Source organism: Pseudohongiella nitratireducens (assembly GCF_001642735.1).
Taxonomy (GTDB): Bacteria; Pseudomonadota; Gammaproteobacteria; order Pseudomonadales; family Pseudohongiellaceae; genus Pseudohongiella; species Pseudohongiella nitratireducens.
In genome coordinates, this window is sequence record NZ_LWHM01000031.1 from 151,468 (window position 1) to 168,799 (window position 17,332).

The 17,332-nt window shown below is 54.7% G+C and carries 9 protein-coding genes; 5 read left to right on the top strand and 4 right to left on the bottom strand.

What is annotated here, in order from left to right; translation table 11 throughout:
* The first annotated feature begins 11 nt into the window (after positions 1 to 11).
* The 5 genes from recC to PSCS_RS11180 all read left to right on the top strand — a co-directional run bounded on the left by recC (position 12) and on the right by PSCS_RS11180 (position 11,797).
* Positions 12 to 3,713, top strand: coding sequence for an exodeoxyribonuclease V subunit gamma (gene recC / locus PSCS_RS11160; protein ID WP_068812172.1), 3,702 nt, complete (start codon positions 12 to 14; stop codon positions 3,711 to 3,713).
* Complete coding sequence (gene recB / locus PSCS_RS11165; RefSeq protein ID WP_068812173.1) at positions 3,713 to 7,627, top strand: exodeoxyribonuclease V subunit beta; 3,915 nt, start codon at positions 3,713 to 3,715, stop codon at positions 7,625 to 7,627. Before recC ends, recB begins: the two co-directional genes overlap by 1 nt.
* The gene (gene recD / locus PSCS_RS11170) at positions 7,624 to 9,717 is read left to right on the top strand and encodes an exodeoxyribonuclease V subunit alpha (protein ID WP_068812174.1); all 2,094 of its coding nucleotides are present in this window, start codon (positions 7,624 to 7,626) and stop codon (positions 9,715 to 9,717) included. Before recB ends, recD begins: the two co-directional genes overlap by 4 nt.
* A 165-nt stretch (positions 9,718 to 9,882) precedes the next feature.
* A complete protein-coding gene (locus PSCS_RS11175) occupies positions 9,883 to 10,743 on the top strand; it encodes a hypothetical protein (RefSeq protein WP_068812175.1) in 861 nt (286 codons plus the stop codon).
* Positions 10,744 to 10,762: 19 nt separating this feature from the next.
* A complete protein-coding gene (locus tag PSCS_RS11180; RefSeq protein WP_157885699.1) occupies positions 10,763 to 11,797 on the top strand; it encodes a hypothetical protein in 1,035 nt (344 codons plus the stop codon).
* A 66-nt stretch (positions 11,798 to 11,863) separates the two neighbouring features.
* Here PSCS_RS11180 and ispH read toward each other — a convergent pair whose 3' ends face one another.
* From ispH to ribF, 4 genes are read right to left on the bottom strand one after another with little or no spacing between them, the layout of a single operon-like run.
* A complete protein-coding gene (ispH, locus tag PSCS_RS11185) occupies positions 11,864 to 12,904 on the bottom strand; it encodes a 4-hydroxy-3-methylbut-2-enyl diphosphate reductase (RefSeq protein WP_229694609.1) in 1,041 nt (346 codons plus the stop codon).
* Positions 12,905 to 12,925: 21 nt separating this feature from the next.
* Positions 12,926 to 13,423, bottom strand: coding sequence for an FKBP-type peptidyl-prolyl cis-trans isomerase (locus tag PSCS_RS11190; RefSeq protein ID WP_068812177.1), 498 nt, complete (start codon positions 13,421 to 13,423; stop codon positions 12,926 to 12,928).
* Positions 13,416 to 16,313 (bottom strand): isoleucine--tRNA ligase, encoded by a 2,898-nt coding sequence (gene ileS / locus PSCS_RS11195; protein ID WP_068812178.1) that lies wholly within the window; start codon positions 16,311 to 16,313, stop codon positions 13,416 to 13,418. The genes PSCS_RS11190 and ileS overlap by 8 nt, the downstream gene beginning before the upstream one ends.
* On the bottom strand, positions 16,310 to 17,308 hold the full coding sequence (ribF, locus tag PSCS_RS11200; protein ID WP_068812179.1) for a bifunctional riboflavin kinase/FAD synthetase: 999 nt from the start codon (positions 17,306 to 17,308) through the stop codon (positions 16,310 to 16,312). Before ribF ends, ileS begins: the two co-directional genes overlap by 4 nt.
* Positions 17,309 to 17,332 lie beyond the last annotated feature (24 nt).

Consider the following 17,332-nt stretch of genomic DNA (forward strand, 5'->3'; position numbering starts at 1 on the left):
GATCACATCGCATGGCTGTAGACGACGCAAACAACATTGAATCTGGCTTCATGGTGCTGCACAGCAACCGCATCGAAAGCCTGCGCAGCCTGCTGGTGGACTGGTTACGTAAACATCCACTTGAACCCTTGGAAAATGAGGTAATGCTGGTTCAGAGTAACGGCATTGCCCAGTGGCTGCAGCTGTCTCTGGCTAAGAACCCGGATGCAGACCAACCCGGCTGTGGTATTGCTGCCGCCATGGAGATCACCCTGCCCGGCCGATATCACTGGCAGGCCTATAGATCAGTGTTAGGCAACCTGCCCGCGCAATCCCCTTATGACAAAGATCAACTGACCTGGCGTATTTTCCGCTTATTGCCCGATCTGCTGACAGAGCCGACATTTGCCGCACTCAAGTACTTCCTGGCAGATAGCTCGGATGGCCGCAAACGCTTCCAGCTTGCCGGACGACTGGCTGACCTGCTGGATCAGTACCAGGTCTATCGTGCTGACTGGCTGAGCGAATGGTCCGCCGGAGATGACCAGTACACCCGCCGGGAAACCTGGCAGGCCATTCCCGAGAGCGAATCCTGGCAGCCAGCATTATGGCGAAGCATTGTTAACGATATTCACGGCAGTGCTTCAGGGGTTGCTAACGATGACAAGACAATTGACGCGCTCAGCAGCCGCGCCCAAATCCATCAGCATTTTTTGAATGTCTGCAAGCAACTGGCTGAACAGGGCAACCGCCCCCAGGGTCTGCCCCGGCGCATCGTGGTGTTTGGCCTGTCCTCGTTGCCCCGGCAAAGCCTTGAGGTGCTGTCTGCATTGTCCGCGTTTACCCAGGTACTGCTCTTCGTGCACAACCCCTGTCAGTTTTACTGGGGAGATATCATTGACCCGGTGCAGGCCCAACGCTGGTTTGCCAAACCTTTTCGCCGCCAGGCACACAAACAGCAATATCAGACCAGTGATCTGTTGAGCCAGGACACACAGTATCTGCAAAGTAACCCGTTACTGGCCAGTTGGGGCAAGCAAGGGCGGGATTACATACGGCTTCTCGATGAGCACGACGAACGCAAACACTACGAGTCAATGTTTCACGAGAACGAGCTGTCCATTGATGTATTCGAACCACCTGAAGAGTCCACATTACTCGGTCAGGTCCAATCGGATATTTATCACCTGCGCTCAGTCACCGAGGCAATGACGCTGGCGCAAAGCCCTCACAGCGAAGCAGGCCTGAGCTTTCACCTGGCTCACGGCAAACAACGTGAGGTGGAGGTCCTGCAGGACCAGTTGCTAAGCTGGCTGGAAGCAGACCCAACCCTGAAACCCCGGGACATTCTGGTGATGGTGCCTGATATCAATGAGTTTGCACCTCACATTCAGGCCGTATTTGCTGGCATAGATCACCATGACGAGCGTTATATCCCATTTTCCATCAGCGACCAGGGGCAGCGCAGTCAGTCATTGCTGATGCAAGCATTCGAAATGCTGCTCAACATTGCCCATTCACGGCTACCCGTTACCGACGTCCTGGACCTTCTCGATGTACCGGCATTGCGTCAGGCCTTTGGGCTGAGCGAAGAAGATATCGCCCTGCTCAACCAGTGGATTGAAGGCGCTGGAGTGCGCTGGGGCTTCAACGCCGAGCATCGCATCACTCACGGCTTCGCAGCGGAATACAACCCCGATACCCTGACGCTGAACACCTGGCTGTTCGGACTTAAACGTATGCTGCTCGGTTACGCCAGTGGCAGCCGGGAAAGCTGGCAGAGCGTTGAACCCTATACAGAAGTTGGGGGACTGGGTGCCGCATCTGTCGGCAAACTGGCCCACCTGATCAGTGAACTAGAGCACCTCTGGCAGTTATTTCTTCAGCCTGCTCAGGTCACGACCTGGGTTGAGCGTATCCATCAGCTGATGCAGACTTTCTTCACAGTCAGCGATGACGCGGATCAGGCCGCTCTTAACCGTATCGCTAAACGCCTGGAGCAATGGCAGGCAACCTCTGAGCTGGCAGCCTTCGACGACGCCATTGAAGTCAGCATTGTTCATGACCACCTGCAGGACCTGTTTGAACAACGCGAACTCAGTCAACGCTTTTTGAGTGGGTCACTTAACTTCGCCTCCCTGATGCCCATGCGTGCCATCCCCTTCCGCCGTATCTGTCTGCTGGGGATGAATGATGCGGATTACCCACGACAGGTCACTTATTCTGATTTTGACTTGATGCGGGACGATTACCGGCCAGGGGATCGCTCACGGCGTGAAGATGACCGGTATCTGTTTCTTGAGGCCATGCTCTCAGCACGCGAGCACCTGTATATTTCCTGGAGTGCCTATAGCATTACCGACAATGCATTCTGCCCTCCTTCGGTGCTGGTCGCCCAGTTACGGGACTATTTAACAGACACGCGCGGCCAGCGGCTGTTGGAAGCAGTGACCCACAGTTACCCCTTGCAGCCATTCAGTGCCCGCTACTTTGACCTCGACAGTCAACTGAGCACCTTTGCCCGGGAATGGGAACCACCTGAAATAGCCAGCGACGCAGTGCATCAACCGGCGCAGGACGAGTCAGCTTCAGCTGAAAGCAGCACCCAGGCCCAGGAGCCCATTTCCATTGGACTGGCCGAGCTCAGTCAAATGATGCGTAACCCTGCCCAGGAATTTTTCCGGCAGTGTCTGCACGTTAACTTTGCCAAACCAGACGAAGAGCAATCGATAGATGAACCCTTCTCTCTCAGCAATCTGGAAAGGTGGCAGGTAAACCAGTCAATACTCGAACAAAGCATCTACCGTCTGGCTGAGTCAGCAACGCAATCAGCGAGTACACTCAACCGCATGATGGATCAGATTCAGGCAAGTGGCACCTTACCGCTGCCACCATTTGACCGGGAAGTTAAACAGCAGATCGCTCACACCATCAGCCATACGCTTGAGCAGATACATGAACTGCTGTCCAGACATAGTCGCAGACTCTCCCTGACAGTCTCTGTGCAAGCTGAACAAGGCCATATTCAACTTGAAGACAGTATTGCTGATGTCTGGGCTGCCAGTGATGATACCGCTACAGCTATTCGACTGGTCAACACGGGCAGTAGCATCTGGGCAGGGAAACAAGGCAACAAAGGCAAGCCCAAGTGGCACTATATTGCCCGGCACTGGCCATACCATCTGGCTTGCCAGCTCAATGGCCCCGTGACAACCTGGCTGGTATCTGCCGAATCCAGCTCGGCACTGCTACCGCTAACCCCGGAACAAGCCAGACAAGAGCTGCAGACATTAATGATGCTCTATGCCAGCAACCTTCAGGCACCACTCGTTGCTGAGCCAGCAACCAGCTGTGCCCTGATTGCCAGCTGTGCCCTGATTGACGGTACGGCAACAGATGCAAAGAAAGATGCAGGGACAGATGCCGGGTCAGAGAAGAGCACAGAGAGCCTATCCACATACGATGCCAGAATCGCCTATGAAGGCAATGCCGGAAACGACCGCAGTTTTCCAGCCGTACAAAACAGCTACGCATTACAACGGCTCTGGCCTGATTTTGACAGTTTACTGGCTGCCACCACACCCTATCGTGCCGAGGAAGCATCAGGCCCGGCAACTGATATACTGCCGGTTGAAGACAGCCTGCTGTATGCCCACAGTCAGTCACTGTACCGGGCTATGTGTGAACACTGGCACCACAGCCGGGCACAACTGAACAAGGCAGAGGTACCCTGATGCAGACACTGGATGTCTTTGCTTTTCCACTACGTGGCAGCAGCCTGATTGAAGCCAGTGCGGGCACGGGTAAAACTTTCACTATCGCTCTGCTTTATACCCGTTTGATCCTTGGCAATGGCACTGATGAGCCAGAGCGCATACCACTGGCCACCGACCAGATTCTGGTGATGACGTTCACTGATGCCGCGGCTGAGGAACTTCGGGACCGTGTCCGCGCCAGATTGACTGAAGCGGCACGCTACTTTGCTGATGACAACCTGAATGATGACAGCATGCTGGTCAGCTTACGCAGCCAGTATGACCAGACGCATTGGCAAGAGTATGCACAGCGTTTGTCGCTGGCGGCGCAGAACATGGATCAGTCGTTTATCAGCACCATTCACAGCTGGTGCCTGCGCATTCTGAAAGAGTATGCGTTTCGCACTCAAAGCCTTTTTCAGCAGACACTGTTAACCGATATCGCTGAACTGAACCTGGCGCTTTGCAAGGATTACTGGCGCCAGGTTTTCTATCACCTGGATGATAACAGTGCTGCCCTGGTCAGCCGTGTTTTCACCTCTCCGGAAGACCTGAAGTCGTATGTGGAACCATTACTGAATCAGAACCTTAATCACGTTACCCTCGATGGCATCCCGGTAACGCCAGCGCTATCAATTGCCGAGGAACTGAAAACGCTATCCAGCATGCTGCAGCACATCATCGATGCCGAAAACACAGCACGCAAGGCCTGGCTTGCTCAACATGACTCACTGGTTGAACTGATTGCGCCTTACCGGCACAAACTCAGTGGCACCACTTACCGGGGCTTTAAAAACGATGACACCTTTGCTGCCCGCATGCAGGAAATACATGACTGGGCAAGCACCGGCAGCGAAGCCCCTAATGTGCTGTTCCGCTTTGCCACCGGCAACTGGAACCTGAATAAAAACCAGGGAGATCCACCTTGCCACAAGGTGTTTGATCTCCTGGCAGACTGGCTGGCTGTTAAATCCCAATACTCACCCGAGAACATCAAACGCGATGTGCGCAGCAGTGTGTCACTGCACGCCGCCAAGTGGCTGAATCAGGCACGCCTGGAACATATGCAGAGCCAGGGTGAAATGGGCTATGACGACTTGCTGCTGCAGCTGGATCGCGCCTTGCAGGGCCCACATGGTGGTCTGCTGGCAGAGCAGCTCCGGCGGCGTTTACCCGCAGCCATGATCGACGAATTCCAGGATACCGATCCAGTACAGTTCCGGATTATTCAATGTATTTATCGCATGGATCAAAACGCGGCTGATACCTCTCTGGTGCTGATTGGCGACCCTAAACAGGCGATTTACTCTTTCCGAAACGCGGACATCCATACCTACCTTTACGCCAAGCAGCTTTGTGGCGACAGGCTGTATAGCCTGGGCACTAACTTTCGCTCCAGCCAGTCGCTGGTAGACAGTGTTAACTGCCTGTTTGAGTCGGCAGAAGACAGCCCCCAGGGTGCGTTTTTGTTCCGGCAGCCCACTGACAATCCGCTGCCCTTTCACCCGGTCAGGGCCAACGGTTTGCAAGAGACACTGGTTCACCCCAAAGCACCTGCCGTCCTGACATTCTGGCATGCTCGGGCTGACCAACAGGAAAAAGGCGTGCTAAGCCGATCGCTGTACCAGGAGGCGATGGCACAGCGCTGCGTCGCCACGATCAAGACGCTTTTACTGGACGAAGCTCGTTGCCACTTTGCCGAAGATGCGACCAGACAATCTGACGTTGACGTTAGCACTAAATCCCGACGGGCCATTCAGCCGCGTGACATTGCCTTGCTGGTCAGAAACCGCAACGAAGCCCGGCTGATCCAGGAGGCATTACAACAAGCAGGGCTGGCATCGGTCTTCCTGTCTATCCAGGACAGTGTCTTCAGCACGCAGGAAGCGGAAGATGTCTGGCACTGGCTGCGTGCCTGTGCGCAGCCAGGCAACGAATCCCGGGTGCGTGCAGCATTAGCGACCAGCACATTACGGCTCAGCCTCAAGGAAATGCAGCAGCTGCTGACTGACGAGATTCAGTGGGAATCCCAGATGGAGCGCTTCAGGGAATTTGAGCGTATCTGGCAAACGCAGGGAGTGCTGGCAATGCTCCGACGCTTCATTCATGACTACGCCATCGACCGGCGCCAGCTTGAAGACCCCTTGAATGGCGCCCGCACGCTGACCAACCTGCTCCACCTGGCCGAATACCTGCAAAAAGCCAGTCGACAGCACCAGGGTACCCAGGCACTTATCCGTCATTACAGCGATGTCCTGCAAAACCACACGAAAGAGGAACTGCTAAGACTGGAAAGTGATGATGATTTGATCCGCATCATCACTATCCACAAATCAAAAGGCCTGCAATACCCCCTGGTGTTTTTACCCTTTATCTGCTCGCCGCCTTTTCAGGGTACCAGAAGCCCAAGGGCGCATATCGCACAGATTCCTGGCGAACCAGGTGCGGCGCGCAGAATCGAGCTTGATGCGAGAAACAGTGAAGAAGCAACCGACATCATGCAGCGAGAACAGCTGGCTGAAGACCTGCGCCTGCTCTACGTAGCCCTGACGCGTGCTGAACATGCTCTCTGGCTGGGTTGCGGCTCCGTTGGGCAACAAGCGAATGCCAAAACCTCATCCTTGCCCGGTACCGCTTTGGGTTACTTGTTCAAGAGTCAGCTCGACATTAAGGGTGCACAGCTGGTCAGTGATGACACTCTGCTTAACCAGGCTCTCCAGCAACTGGCGAGCAGGCACCCAGGTATTGTTGTGGAAAGTTTTGCTGCAGAGAATCCGACACCTGAAAGCCTGAATGCTGAAGGCCTGACAGATGGCAGCGGAGAGCATACAACATTACAGGCGTGGCACAAGGCCTCGGCACCACTTAAAAAAGCCAGACGTGTCAGCCGACCAATTGCCGATCACTGGTGGATTGCCAGCTACTCTGCCTTAAAGAAAGGCGGTAAGACACAACCGGAGCCCGAGCAGGCAATGATTGACCAGCAACGCGAAGAGCAGGAAGCCCAGCAAGATCTGGCGTTACGCGAAAGGTCAGAGGAGAAAGCAGGCAACACATTTACGACCACCTTGCCGGGCTTGCATGGCATGCACCGCGGCGCTGAAGCCGGCACGTTGCTTCACGAATTATTGGAGTGGTCGTTTGATTACGGTATAAGCAACGCCTTAACGGAATCGGACCCACGCCGTACCTACCTTGAGCAAAGGCTGGCAAGGCACGGCTGGCAGGACGAACTGGATCGAGTAGACACCTGGCTTAATGGCTTCCTGCAGATGCCGTTCACCTTGCCTGGAGAGAAACTGCCTTTGAGCATGGCTGATATCGATACCTTTCAGGTCGAACTGGAGTTTTTATTTCCCGTTGATAACGTCAGCACGCAGGATATTGATCAGCTATGCCAACAATATCTGCTACCGGGTCAGCCCAGGCCCGCACTGTCAGCAATCGATCTTAATGGCATGATGAAAGGCTTTATTGACCTGGTATTCAGCTATCAGGAAAAATACTTTGTAGTGGACTGGAAATCCAACTGGCTGGGTGGCCAAAACACGGATTATCACTCAGACTCCATGGCCAGAGAAATATTAGATAAACGTTATGATGTGCAGTACGCCCTGTACCTGCTTGCCCTGCATCGTTTGCTCAGTTACCGCAAAGCGGATTATGACTATGAGTCTGACATCGGTGGCGCACTGTATTTTTTCCTGCGTGGCTGGCAATCAGACACACAGGGGCTCTTTGCTGACAAGCCTGACAACAGGTTCATCGAGAAACTGAACGCCGTCTTCCTGGGGCAATCACTGTCACAGCGCACGCAGCCTGAGAAACATGAAGTGTCTGGAAAGCAAAGGGAGCCTGCGGAGCAAAGCGAGAAAGGGGAATCTGCCTCATGAGCATTGTGTCAGCACAGCATAATCACCTGACTCTCACGTCTGTGGACACCTTACTGGTCGAGTGGACAGCAGCCGGCTGGCTGCGCCGACTTGACTTGGAGCTGGCCCGGTTTGTCTGCCAGAATCTGCCCGACGTTGAGGGTCATGGCAATGAGGATCAGAATAAAGCGCTGATTTTTTTGAGTGTGGCACTGGTCAGTCTTTATGCCGGCCAGGGGCATGTCTGCCTGGATCTGGCACGATGCCTGAAAGCACCTGAAGGCATTTTGCTTTCCCCGGTGGACAGCAACCCATCTTTACCGGAGTACCAGCCCAACCCCGCCGCGCTGCTGTCAGGACTACAACTGGCTGAATGGGTAGAGGCGTTATCGCTGTCGTCATTATCCGGACTTGAAGAGCCAGGTTCCCCCCTTGTACTGAATACCACCGAACCTGAGCGCCCCCTGCTATACCTGCGACGGATGTGGCAGTACGAACAGGACATTATTACCGGCATCAGCCAGAGGCTCTCAGCGGATAATGCTGCCCCGGATACCACTCAGATTCTGCAGGTACTGAACGACCTCTTTCCGGACAATACAACCACCGACACTTCAGCAAATACTTCCGTCGACTGGCAAAAGATTGCCTGCGCCCAGTCGATACGCGTGCCCTTCTCTATCATTACCGGCGGTCCGGGCACAGGCAAGACAACAACTGTGGTCAGGCTGTTGGCTGCCCTGACTGACCTGCAGGAAAAAGGCAACCCGTTGCGTATCAAACTGGCAGCCCCCACTGGCAAAGCTGCTGTGCGGCTCAGTGATTCCATCAACGCCCAGCGCAGCAAGCTGGCTAACGCCGAAGCCATTCCGGGACGGGTCACCACCATTCACCAGTTGCTTGGCCCTAAAGCTGGCAGCCGGGAGTTTAAGTACCATGCAGCACACCCCTTACCTGCTGATGTGGTGGTGATTGATGAAGCCTCCATGGTGGATGTCGAAATGATGGCCCGGCTGATATCCGCCCTGCTGCCAAGCTGTCGCCTGGTGCTACTCGGCGACAAGGATCAGTTGGCATCCGTGGAAGCCGGCGCGGTACTGGGCAGCCTCTGCCAGCGTGCCATGCAGATGCATTACCTGCCTGCCACAGCGCAATGGCTTTACCAGGCAACGCGGCAAACCATTCCTGATGCAGGACTGGACCAGCAGGGCTACCCACTGGACCAGGCCATCACCATGCTGCGTTTCAGTCACCGCTTTGGCAGGATTCCGGGCATCGGTGAGGTAGCCATAAAAGTGAACCATGGCGATCCGTCATCGTTAACCTGCTTCGACGGCAGGTACCCTGAACTGACTCGGCTGGTGGTTTCCCGTGATAGTCAGGACGCTGTCCTGGCCCGGCTGGTCACTGATACCGAGCAAGGCTTTGGATATTACCTGGGCGTGATGCAGAGCGGGCAGCCAGTCAGCTCTGATAACCGCAGTCCTGATCAGGCAGAAATCGATCACTGGGCGCAGCAGGTGCTGGATGCCTACTCCCGATTTCAGTTACTCGCCGTATTGCGACAGGGGCCGACCGGCGTTGCCGGGTTGAATACCCGCATCGAAGCACACCTGGCATCTCGTCACCTGATTCAGCGATTGCACCTGGACAATACCGGGCAACCCAGTCGCTGGTATGCGGGGCGCCCCGTCATGATGACCCGCAATGATTACAGCCTTGGCCTGATGAACGGTGATATTGGTATCACCCTCTGGTACCCGGCTACGCGTCACTCACCGGCACGCCTGAGTGTGGCCTTCCCTGATCCGAAGCGCCCCCAGGGTGTTCGCTGGGTGTCGCCCAACCGACTGCCCCAGGTGGACACCGTATTTGCCATGACCGTGCATAAATCCCAGGGGTCCGAGTTTGCTCATACCGCACTCATTCTGCCAGGTGCCGATAACCCGGTCATGACCCGCGAGCTTATCTATACGGCCATCACGAGGGCGTCCAGACGCTTCACCCTGATCGATCGTGACAATGGAATCTTCCTGCGCGCCATTACACGACAGGTGCTACGACTTGGCAATTTGTCGGCCGCTACTTGCAGCCGAACCGATCCATATTGATTTCACACCAGTCTCGTGTGATAGTGATTAATGCAGGATCCGATCGGCTATAAACACTAATAATTAAATCAAATTGCCGGAAGTACTTAAAACCTCACCGCCATGAGTTGCCACAGCAACGGCGCTGATCGTTTTAACCCCGGTAGATACGACCGGAGAGACAATATGCCCCGATTGCTGGCCAACCTGGCCTTCATCTGCTGTATAGGCACCGTTTCAGGCACCTCAGCGCACTCCTTTGCTGATGACATCCCACGCACCCCGGATGGCAAACCCGACTTGAGCGGACTCTGGCAATCCATGAGCCGGGCGCACTGGAACATTGAACCCTCAGCTGCGAAAGCACCACCAGACTGGCAAATGGGAGCCTGGGGCGCCGCCCCCGCTTCACTGGGTGTTGTTGAGGGCGGCCCACTGCCATATACCGAAGAGGGCCTGGCAACACGGAATGCCAACCAGGCAGACTGGTTGGCCCTGGACCCACTGGTTAAATGCTATATGCCAGGCGTACCACGCGCCAATTACCTGCCCTTCCCGTTTCAGATTGTTCAGTCAGATGACCATATTGCCATGGCCTACGAGTTTGCCAGCGCCATGCGTATCGTCTATATGGATCAGCCGGATTTTGATGGCCCGGTTCCGGCCTGGATGGGACACTCCCGAGGACACTGGGAAGGTGACACACTGGTCATTCGTGTGACTGATTTTATGCCCTACACCTGGTTCGACCATGCCGGCAATCACCACAGTGATCAACTGGAAGTCATCGAACGTTACACACCACAGGGTGAACACCTGATTATGTACGAGGCGGAAATTCGTGACCCGGTGACCTATACCCGTCCCTGGACAATGAGTTTTCCGCTGTATCGTCGCCAGGAAGCCAATGCACAATTGCTGGAATTCAAGTGCGTCGAATTTTCCGAGGAGCTTATCTATGGCTACCTCAACAAAGATGCCCCTGAAGATCGCAGAGCACCAAAAGGGCTGCCCTTTTCCATCGACAACATCAACCCGGCACCTTAAGCCGCAGAGGAGGTTGATCATGCAGGATGTGAACGCTACCAATAAGACCTGTCATAACGACAGGAAGTCACTATCGACGCTAGTGACCGTAACAGCAATGACGCTGACACTCGGGGCAACAGCCTGGGCGCAGGAAAATTATGAAGTACCACGTACACCCCATGGCCATCCAGACCTGCAAGGTGTGTGGGCGAACAACAGCAGTACGCCTCTGGAGCGCCCGGAGATATTTGGTAACAAGGCCACACTGTCTCCGGAAGAGTTTGAAGACCTGCAGCAACAGGCTCAGGAAATTCTGGACAGCGGCGGTGATGCCCTGTTTGGTGATGGTTTTTTAAATGCTGTTATCAGTGGAGAAGTCGAGTCCTATGACCCGGCAACAGGCAATTACGATGCCGCCTGGATGGCAGACCGAAATCTGGAAAACCGAACCTCCCTGATTGTCGATCCACCGAATGGACGCATTCCACCGTTGACGGAAGAAGGCAAAGCCAGGGCGGCTGAACGTCGCAGTGGCCGCATCAGTCCAACCGACTCATACCAGGGGCGCCCCTTGCAGGAACGTTGTATCACATGGGGCATGCCCTACATCATGGCGGGCTACAACAGTTATTATCAAGTCATTCAAAGCGAAGACACTGTCGCTATCATCCAGGAGATGATCCACGATGTGCGTGTGATTCCCCTAACGGAAAAACCGGCACTGGATGAGCGGATTGAGCTCTGGCACGGGGACTCACGCGGCTGGTGGGAAGGTGACACCCTGGTGGTGGAAACGAAAAATTTTTCCGATGACAGCCTGTTTCGTGGTGCCGGCAAGAACCGAGTCTTTACCGAGCGCTACACCCGAACCTCGGATGATGTACTGCAGTACCAGTTTACCGTCGAAGATCCAACCACATGGGAGCGCCCCTGGACGGCCATCATCAACTACACAGCCAGTGACGGCCCGATATTTGAGTACGCCTGTCATGAAGGCAACTATGCACTGATGGGAATTCTGTCAGGTGCCCGCGCGGAGGAAGCCAAGCAGGCAGCCCAGGGCAGTGACTGATCCCCGGACCGGACACTCGCCCTCGTCCAGGTCAGTTCATCGCTGAGCTGGCTTAGCTGTGAGGGATTAGCTTTGCGGGGAGTGGGCCAGCTCACGCGGCATACGGAAAACGATATTTTCCTCGACACCGGGCAGCTCTTTAGGGGCTGTACCGGTGATCTCATGCAATTTCTCAACGACTTCTTTGACCAGTACTTCGGGTGCGGAAGCGCCGGCGGTAATACCAAAGCGGGATTTTCCTGCAAACCACTCCGTCTTCAAATCACCCACACGGTCAATCAGGTAGGATTCACACCCCATCCGTTCAGCCAGTTCGCGCAGACGATTGGAGTTGGAACTATTGGGGGAACCGACCACCAGCAACAGCTCGCATTCCAGCGCCAGCTGTTTGACCGCATCCTGACGGTTTTGCGTGGCGTAACAGATATCTTTTTTGCGCGGCCCTTCAATCAACGGGAAGCGATCACGCAGTGCATCAATCACTTTTGCCGTATCGTCCATCGACAGAGTGGTCTGCGTGACATAAGCCAGTTTTGAGGCATCTTTGACCGCCAGTGTTTGCACATCTTCCACGGACTCGACCAGATAGATCTCACCACCATTGGAACGATCATACTGCCCCATGGTGCCCTCCACTTCCGGATGACGGGCATGACCGATCAGGATGCATTCACGCCCTTCTTTACTGAACTTGGCCACTTCAAGGTGGACTTTGGTGACCAGCGGGCAGGTAGCATCGAAGATCTTAAAGCCGCGACTTTCTGCCTCCAGCACAACCGCTTTGGACACCCCATGGGCACTGAATATCACGATAGGCTGGCGACCACGCTCATCTGTCACCGGGACGTCTTCAAGCTCATCCACAAAGATGGCACCGCGCTTGCGCAAGGTATCGACCACAAACTTGTTGTGAACCACTTCATGCCGTACATAGATTGGCGCGCCATAAACATCCAGCGCCCGATTCACAATATCAATGGCACGATCCACACCGGCACAAAAACCACGCGGGTTGGCCAGGCGAATTTGTGCATCGCCGGACGGTTGCTGTCCGGGTGTGTGATGAGAAACTGCTGACACTGTCGATTCATTAGCCATATCGGACATAAAACCTGCTTGCTCCTGCCGTCAGACGGACTGGATATTGACTGTTTGCGTACCCGGCGGAATGACCGCATGGATATCCGCTTTAAACACAATATCATGTCCGGCCAGCGGATGATTAAAATCGATGACGATATTCAGTTCACCGATCTGCCTGACAATACCCGGCATGTCATTGCCATTGGCATCGGTAAAGGACAGCACCGTGCCTTCCTGTACAGGGTCTGTGGTATTGGCCAGCAGGCCCGAAAAGCGTTGTCTTGGCATGCTTTGTACGTTTTCCGGATTAACGGCACCAAAAGCCATTTCCGGGGCCAGCGTGATTTCCACGCTGTCGCCCTGGGAAAGTCCCTCCAGGGCGGCTTCAAACCCCGGCAGCATATTGCCGTCACCAATCACAAAAGTAACCGGATCACGGCCGTAGTTACTATCGATGACTTCGCCATCTGTCAGCGCCAGCTCAAAATTCAGGGTAACCCGGGCGCCAGCAGAAATTTCAGCCAGTTGCGTTTGTTCAGGCATAGAGACGTTCTTCCCCGTCACCATCAATATTGGTAACACAGCGCTGGCACAGCTCAGGATGAGCTTCATCACTGCCCACATCGGGACGGTGATGCCAGCAACGTACGCATTTCTCGCTGTCGCTGGCTGTCACACGGATTGTCAGCCCTTCCACTTCCGTTGCCACTGCATCGGCACCGTTAGCGGTTGCGGCATCTTCAACCGTGGCAGCGGAGACAATCAGCACAAAGCGCAGCTCATCACCGAGCCGGGTCAATTCGGCTTTCAGGCTTTCATCACAGTACAATACCACTTCCGCAGACAACGCCGCACCGACACGTTTCTCGGCACGCTGACGCTCAAGTTCTTTGTTTACCGCGGTTTTCACCGCCATCACCTTGGTCCAGTAAGCATCATCAAACTCACCGTGAGGCGCCAGTGTCGGCAAGCCGTCAGCAAACAGTGACAAGAATACCGATGCCGGACGCTCGCCCGGTAACGACTGCCAGATTTCGTCAGCTGTGAAACTCAGCACAGGAGCGATCAGACGCACCAGTATTTCGCTAACGTGATACATCGCTGTCTGTGTAGAGCGTCGCGCCAGACTGTCACCCTTGGTGGTGTACTGGCGATCCTTAACGATATCCAGGTAGAAACTGCCCAGTTCGATGACACAGAAATGGTGTATTTTCTGGTACAAGTTGAGGAACTGATATTGCTCATATTCGGCCATGACTTCGTCGCGAAGCTGCTGGGCACGCCGGCAGATCCAGTGATCCAGTGCCAGCATGTCTTCAGCTGCCACCACATCCTGGGTCGGTTCAAAACCACTCATGTTGGCGAGCATAAACCGTGCGGTGTTGCGGATACGTCGATAGGCATCGGCAATACGCTTGAGGATCTCCTGGGACATGGGGATCTCACCACGGTAATCCGTCGCCGCCACCCAGAGTCGCAGGATATCCGCGCCATACTGGTTAAAGATTTCCTGGGGAGAAATCGTATTTCCCAGCGACTTGGACATTTTGTAGCCCTTGGAGTCCACCGTAAAACCGTGCGTCAATACCTGGCGGTAAGGTGCCACACCGTTCATTGCGATCGAGGTTTTCAGCGAGGACTGAAACCAGCCGCGGTGCTGATCGGACCCTTCCAGGTACAGATCGGCCGGGAACGACAACTCTTCCCGCTGTGCCAGTACTGAAAAGTGCGTCACACCCGAATCAAACCAGACATCCAGAGTATCGCTGACTTTGTTGTACTGATCCGCCTCATCACCCAGTAACTCGGCAGCATCCAGCTCAAACCAGGCTTCAATACCTTCCGCTTCAATGCGTTTGGCGACTTCCTCGATTAAACGGGGAGTTTCCGGGTGCAGACTGCCATCGGCTTTGGCAACAAACAGCGTGATCGGCACGCCCCAGGTGCGCTGACGCGATACACACCAGTCAGGGCTGCCTTTGAGCATCAGTTCAATACGGGCTTTACCCCAATCTGGAATCCATTGCACGCCCTCGACAGCTGCCAGTGATTTATCCAGCAGACCATTCTCTGTCATGCTGATGAACCACTGCGGTGTTGCCCGATAGATCAGCGGTGTTTTGGTGCGCCAGCAGTGCGGATAGCTATGGTGGATTTTTTCCATGTGCACCAGTGCTGATTCGCGGCGCAGAATATCCAGCACCTGCTCATCCGCCTTGTAGACATGCACACCGGCCAGCTCACCTGCCGCGTCGGCAAAAACACCGTTTTCATCAACCAAGTTCAGTGTCTTCAGCCCATAGGCCTGGCCGACAACAAAGTCTTCCATACCGTGATCGGGAGCCGTATGTACGGCACCGGTACCGGCATCGGTTGTCACATGGTCGCCCAGCAGCACGGGAACCTGCTTGTCGACAAAGGGGTGTTGCAGCAACTTGCTTTCCAGCGCATTACCACGGGCAATACCAATCGTTTCCCAGCTCTCGATGCCGTAGCGCTGCATAACTGATTCGACCATATCTGTAGCCAGAACCAGCAACTCATCGCCCTGCCCGGCATTCTGCAAGGCGACAGAGGTATCCGGTTCAGCGCCTTCACTGTCATCACCCGCACTGGGCGGCACGTTCACTTTGACCAGGCTGTATTCCAGGTCTGCATTAAGGCTGACAGCCTGGTTGGAGGGCAATGTCCACGGTGTTGTCGTCCAGATAACCAGCGATGATGGCAGCGCTGCCAGGGTATTGCTGTCAGCGCCAAATGCAGACAGCCAGGCAGCCGCATCCACCAGTGGAAAACGCACATCTATGGCAAAGGATGTTTTATCCTGGTACTCAACCTCGGCCTCGGCCAGCGCCGACGCGCCGACCACACTCCAGTAAACCGGTTTGAACCCTTTCACCAGGTGACCGTTTTCGACGATTCGACCCAGAGCGCGAACGATGTTCGCCTCGGTATCAAAGTTCATGGTCAGGTAGGGGTTTTCCCAGTCACCAATTACGCCCAGACGCACGAAATCTTTCATCTGGTTATCTACCTGGCGACTGGCATAATCACGGCAGGCCTTGCGGAAATCGGCATAAGAGATCTTCTGGCCAGCTTTGCCTTTCTTTTTCTCGACGTTGTGCTCGATCGGCAGACCATGACAGTCCCAGCCCGGCACATAAGGCGCGTCATAACCAGCCAGCGTTCGGGCCTTGACGATGATGTCTTTCAGCGTTTTGTTTACTGAATGACCCAAGTGAAGATCACCGTTGGCGTAAGGAGGGCCATCATGAAGAATGAAAGAGGGACGACCTTTACTGACGCGACGAATTTCCTGGTACAGGTTCATGTCCTGCCAGCGCTTCAGCATACCCGGCTCACGTTGAGACAGGCTGGCTTTCATCGGAAAGTCGGTATTGGGCAAATTCAGGGTCTGTTTATAGTCACTCATTTCACATCACTTGTTGGTTCAGAGTCAGCATCGGCCGATTGTGTGGCAAACCAGGCTTTAGCAGCCTCAATGTCACGGGCAATCTGAGCCTGCAACTGCTCGAGAGAGTCAAATTTCTGTTCCGGTCTGACCAGATGACAAAACGTCACCGTCATATCGGCATCATATATATCCTGTTCAAAATCCAGCAGGTGAACTTCCAGCATGGCTTCGCCCTGCTTTTCCACCGTCGGCCGGTAGCCGATATTTGCAACTCCGCGCACAGACTGTTCCTGACCCGTTGCTGTGCGGATCTCGCAGCAGCAGGCATAGACCCCGTGCAGCGGAATATTACGTCGATTCAATGCCAGGTTGGCAGTCGGAAAACCGAGCTGTCGGCCTAACTGGCGCCCTTTCATGACACGCCCACCAATACTGTAGGCTCGGCCCAGGGCCGCTTCGACAGTCCGGAAGTCGGCCTTCGCCAGGCATTCGCGGATAAACGTACTGCTGATCCGCTGTTCACCGAGCTGTACGCTCTCGGTCTCCACCACCGAGAAGCCATGCTGTTCTCCCATCACCTGCAGGAGTGCATAGTCGCCCCGACGCTGATGCCCAAAACGGAAATCATTGCCGATAATCAAACACTGAACATTAAGCGTTTCTGCCAGTATCTCAGTAACATAGGCCTCCGGCGAAAGCTGACACAAGGCCTCGTCAAAGCGCAGCAGATAAATCAGGTCGGCCTCGGCGTTCTTAAGTAAATCTACCTTCTCAGCAGCCTCACTCAACCGGGGCGGGCAATCGCGGACGTCTTCAGCAAAAAACTCTTCCGGGTGCGGTTCAATCACAATGACCAGCGAAGGCACATTATATTGTTGCGCATGCGCATTTAGCTGTCTGACAATCTGCAAATGCCCACGATGAACCCCGTCAAACTTGCCAATACTGGCCACACAACCGCCATAGGTTTCACGGAAACCATCGAGTGTCTTCAGTTGCTTGCCAGAGGTCATTGCATCGGCGCCGTAAAAAACGGC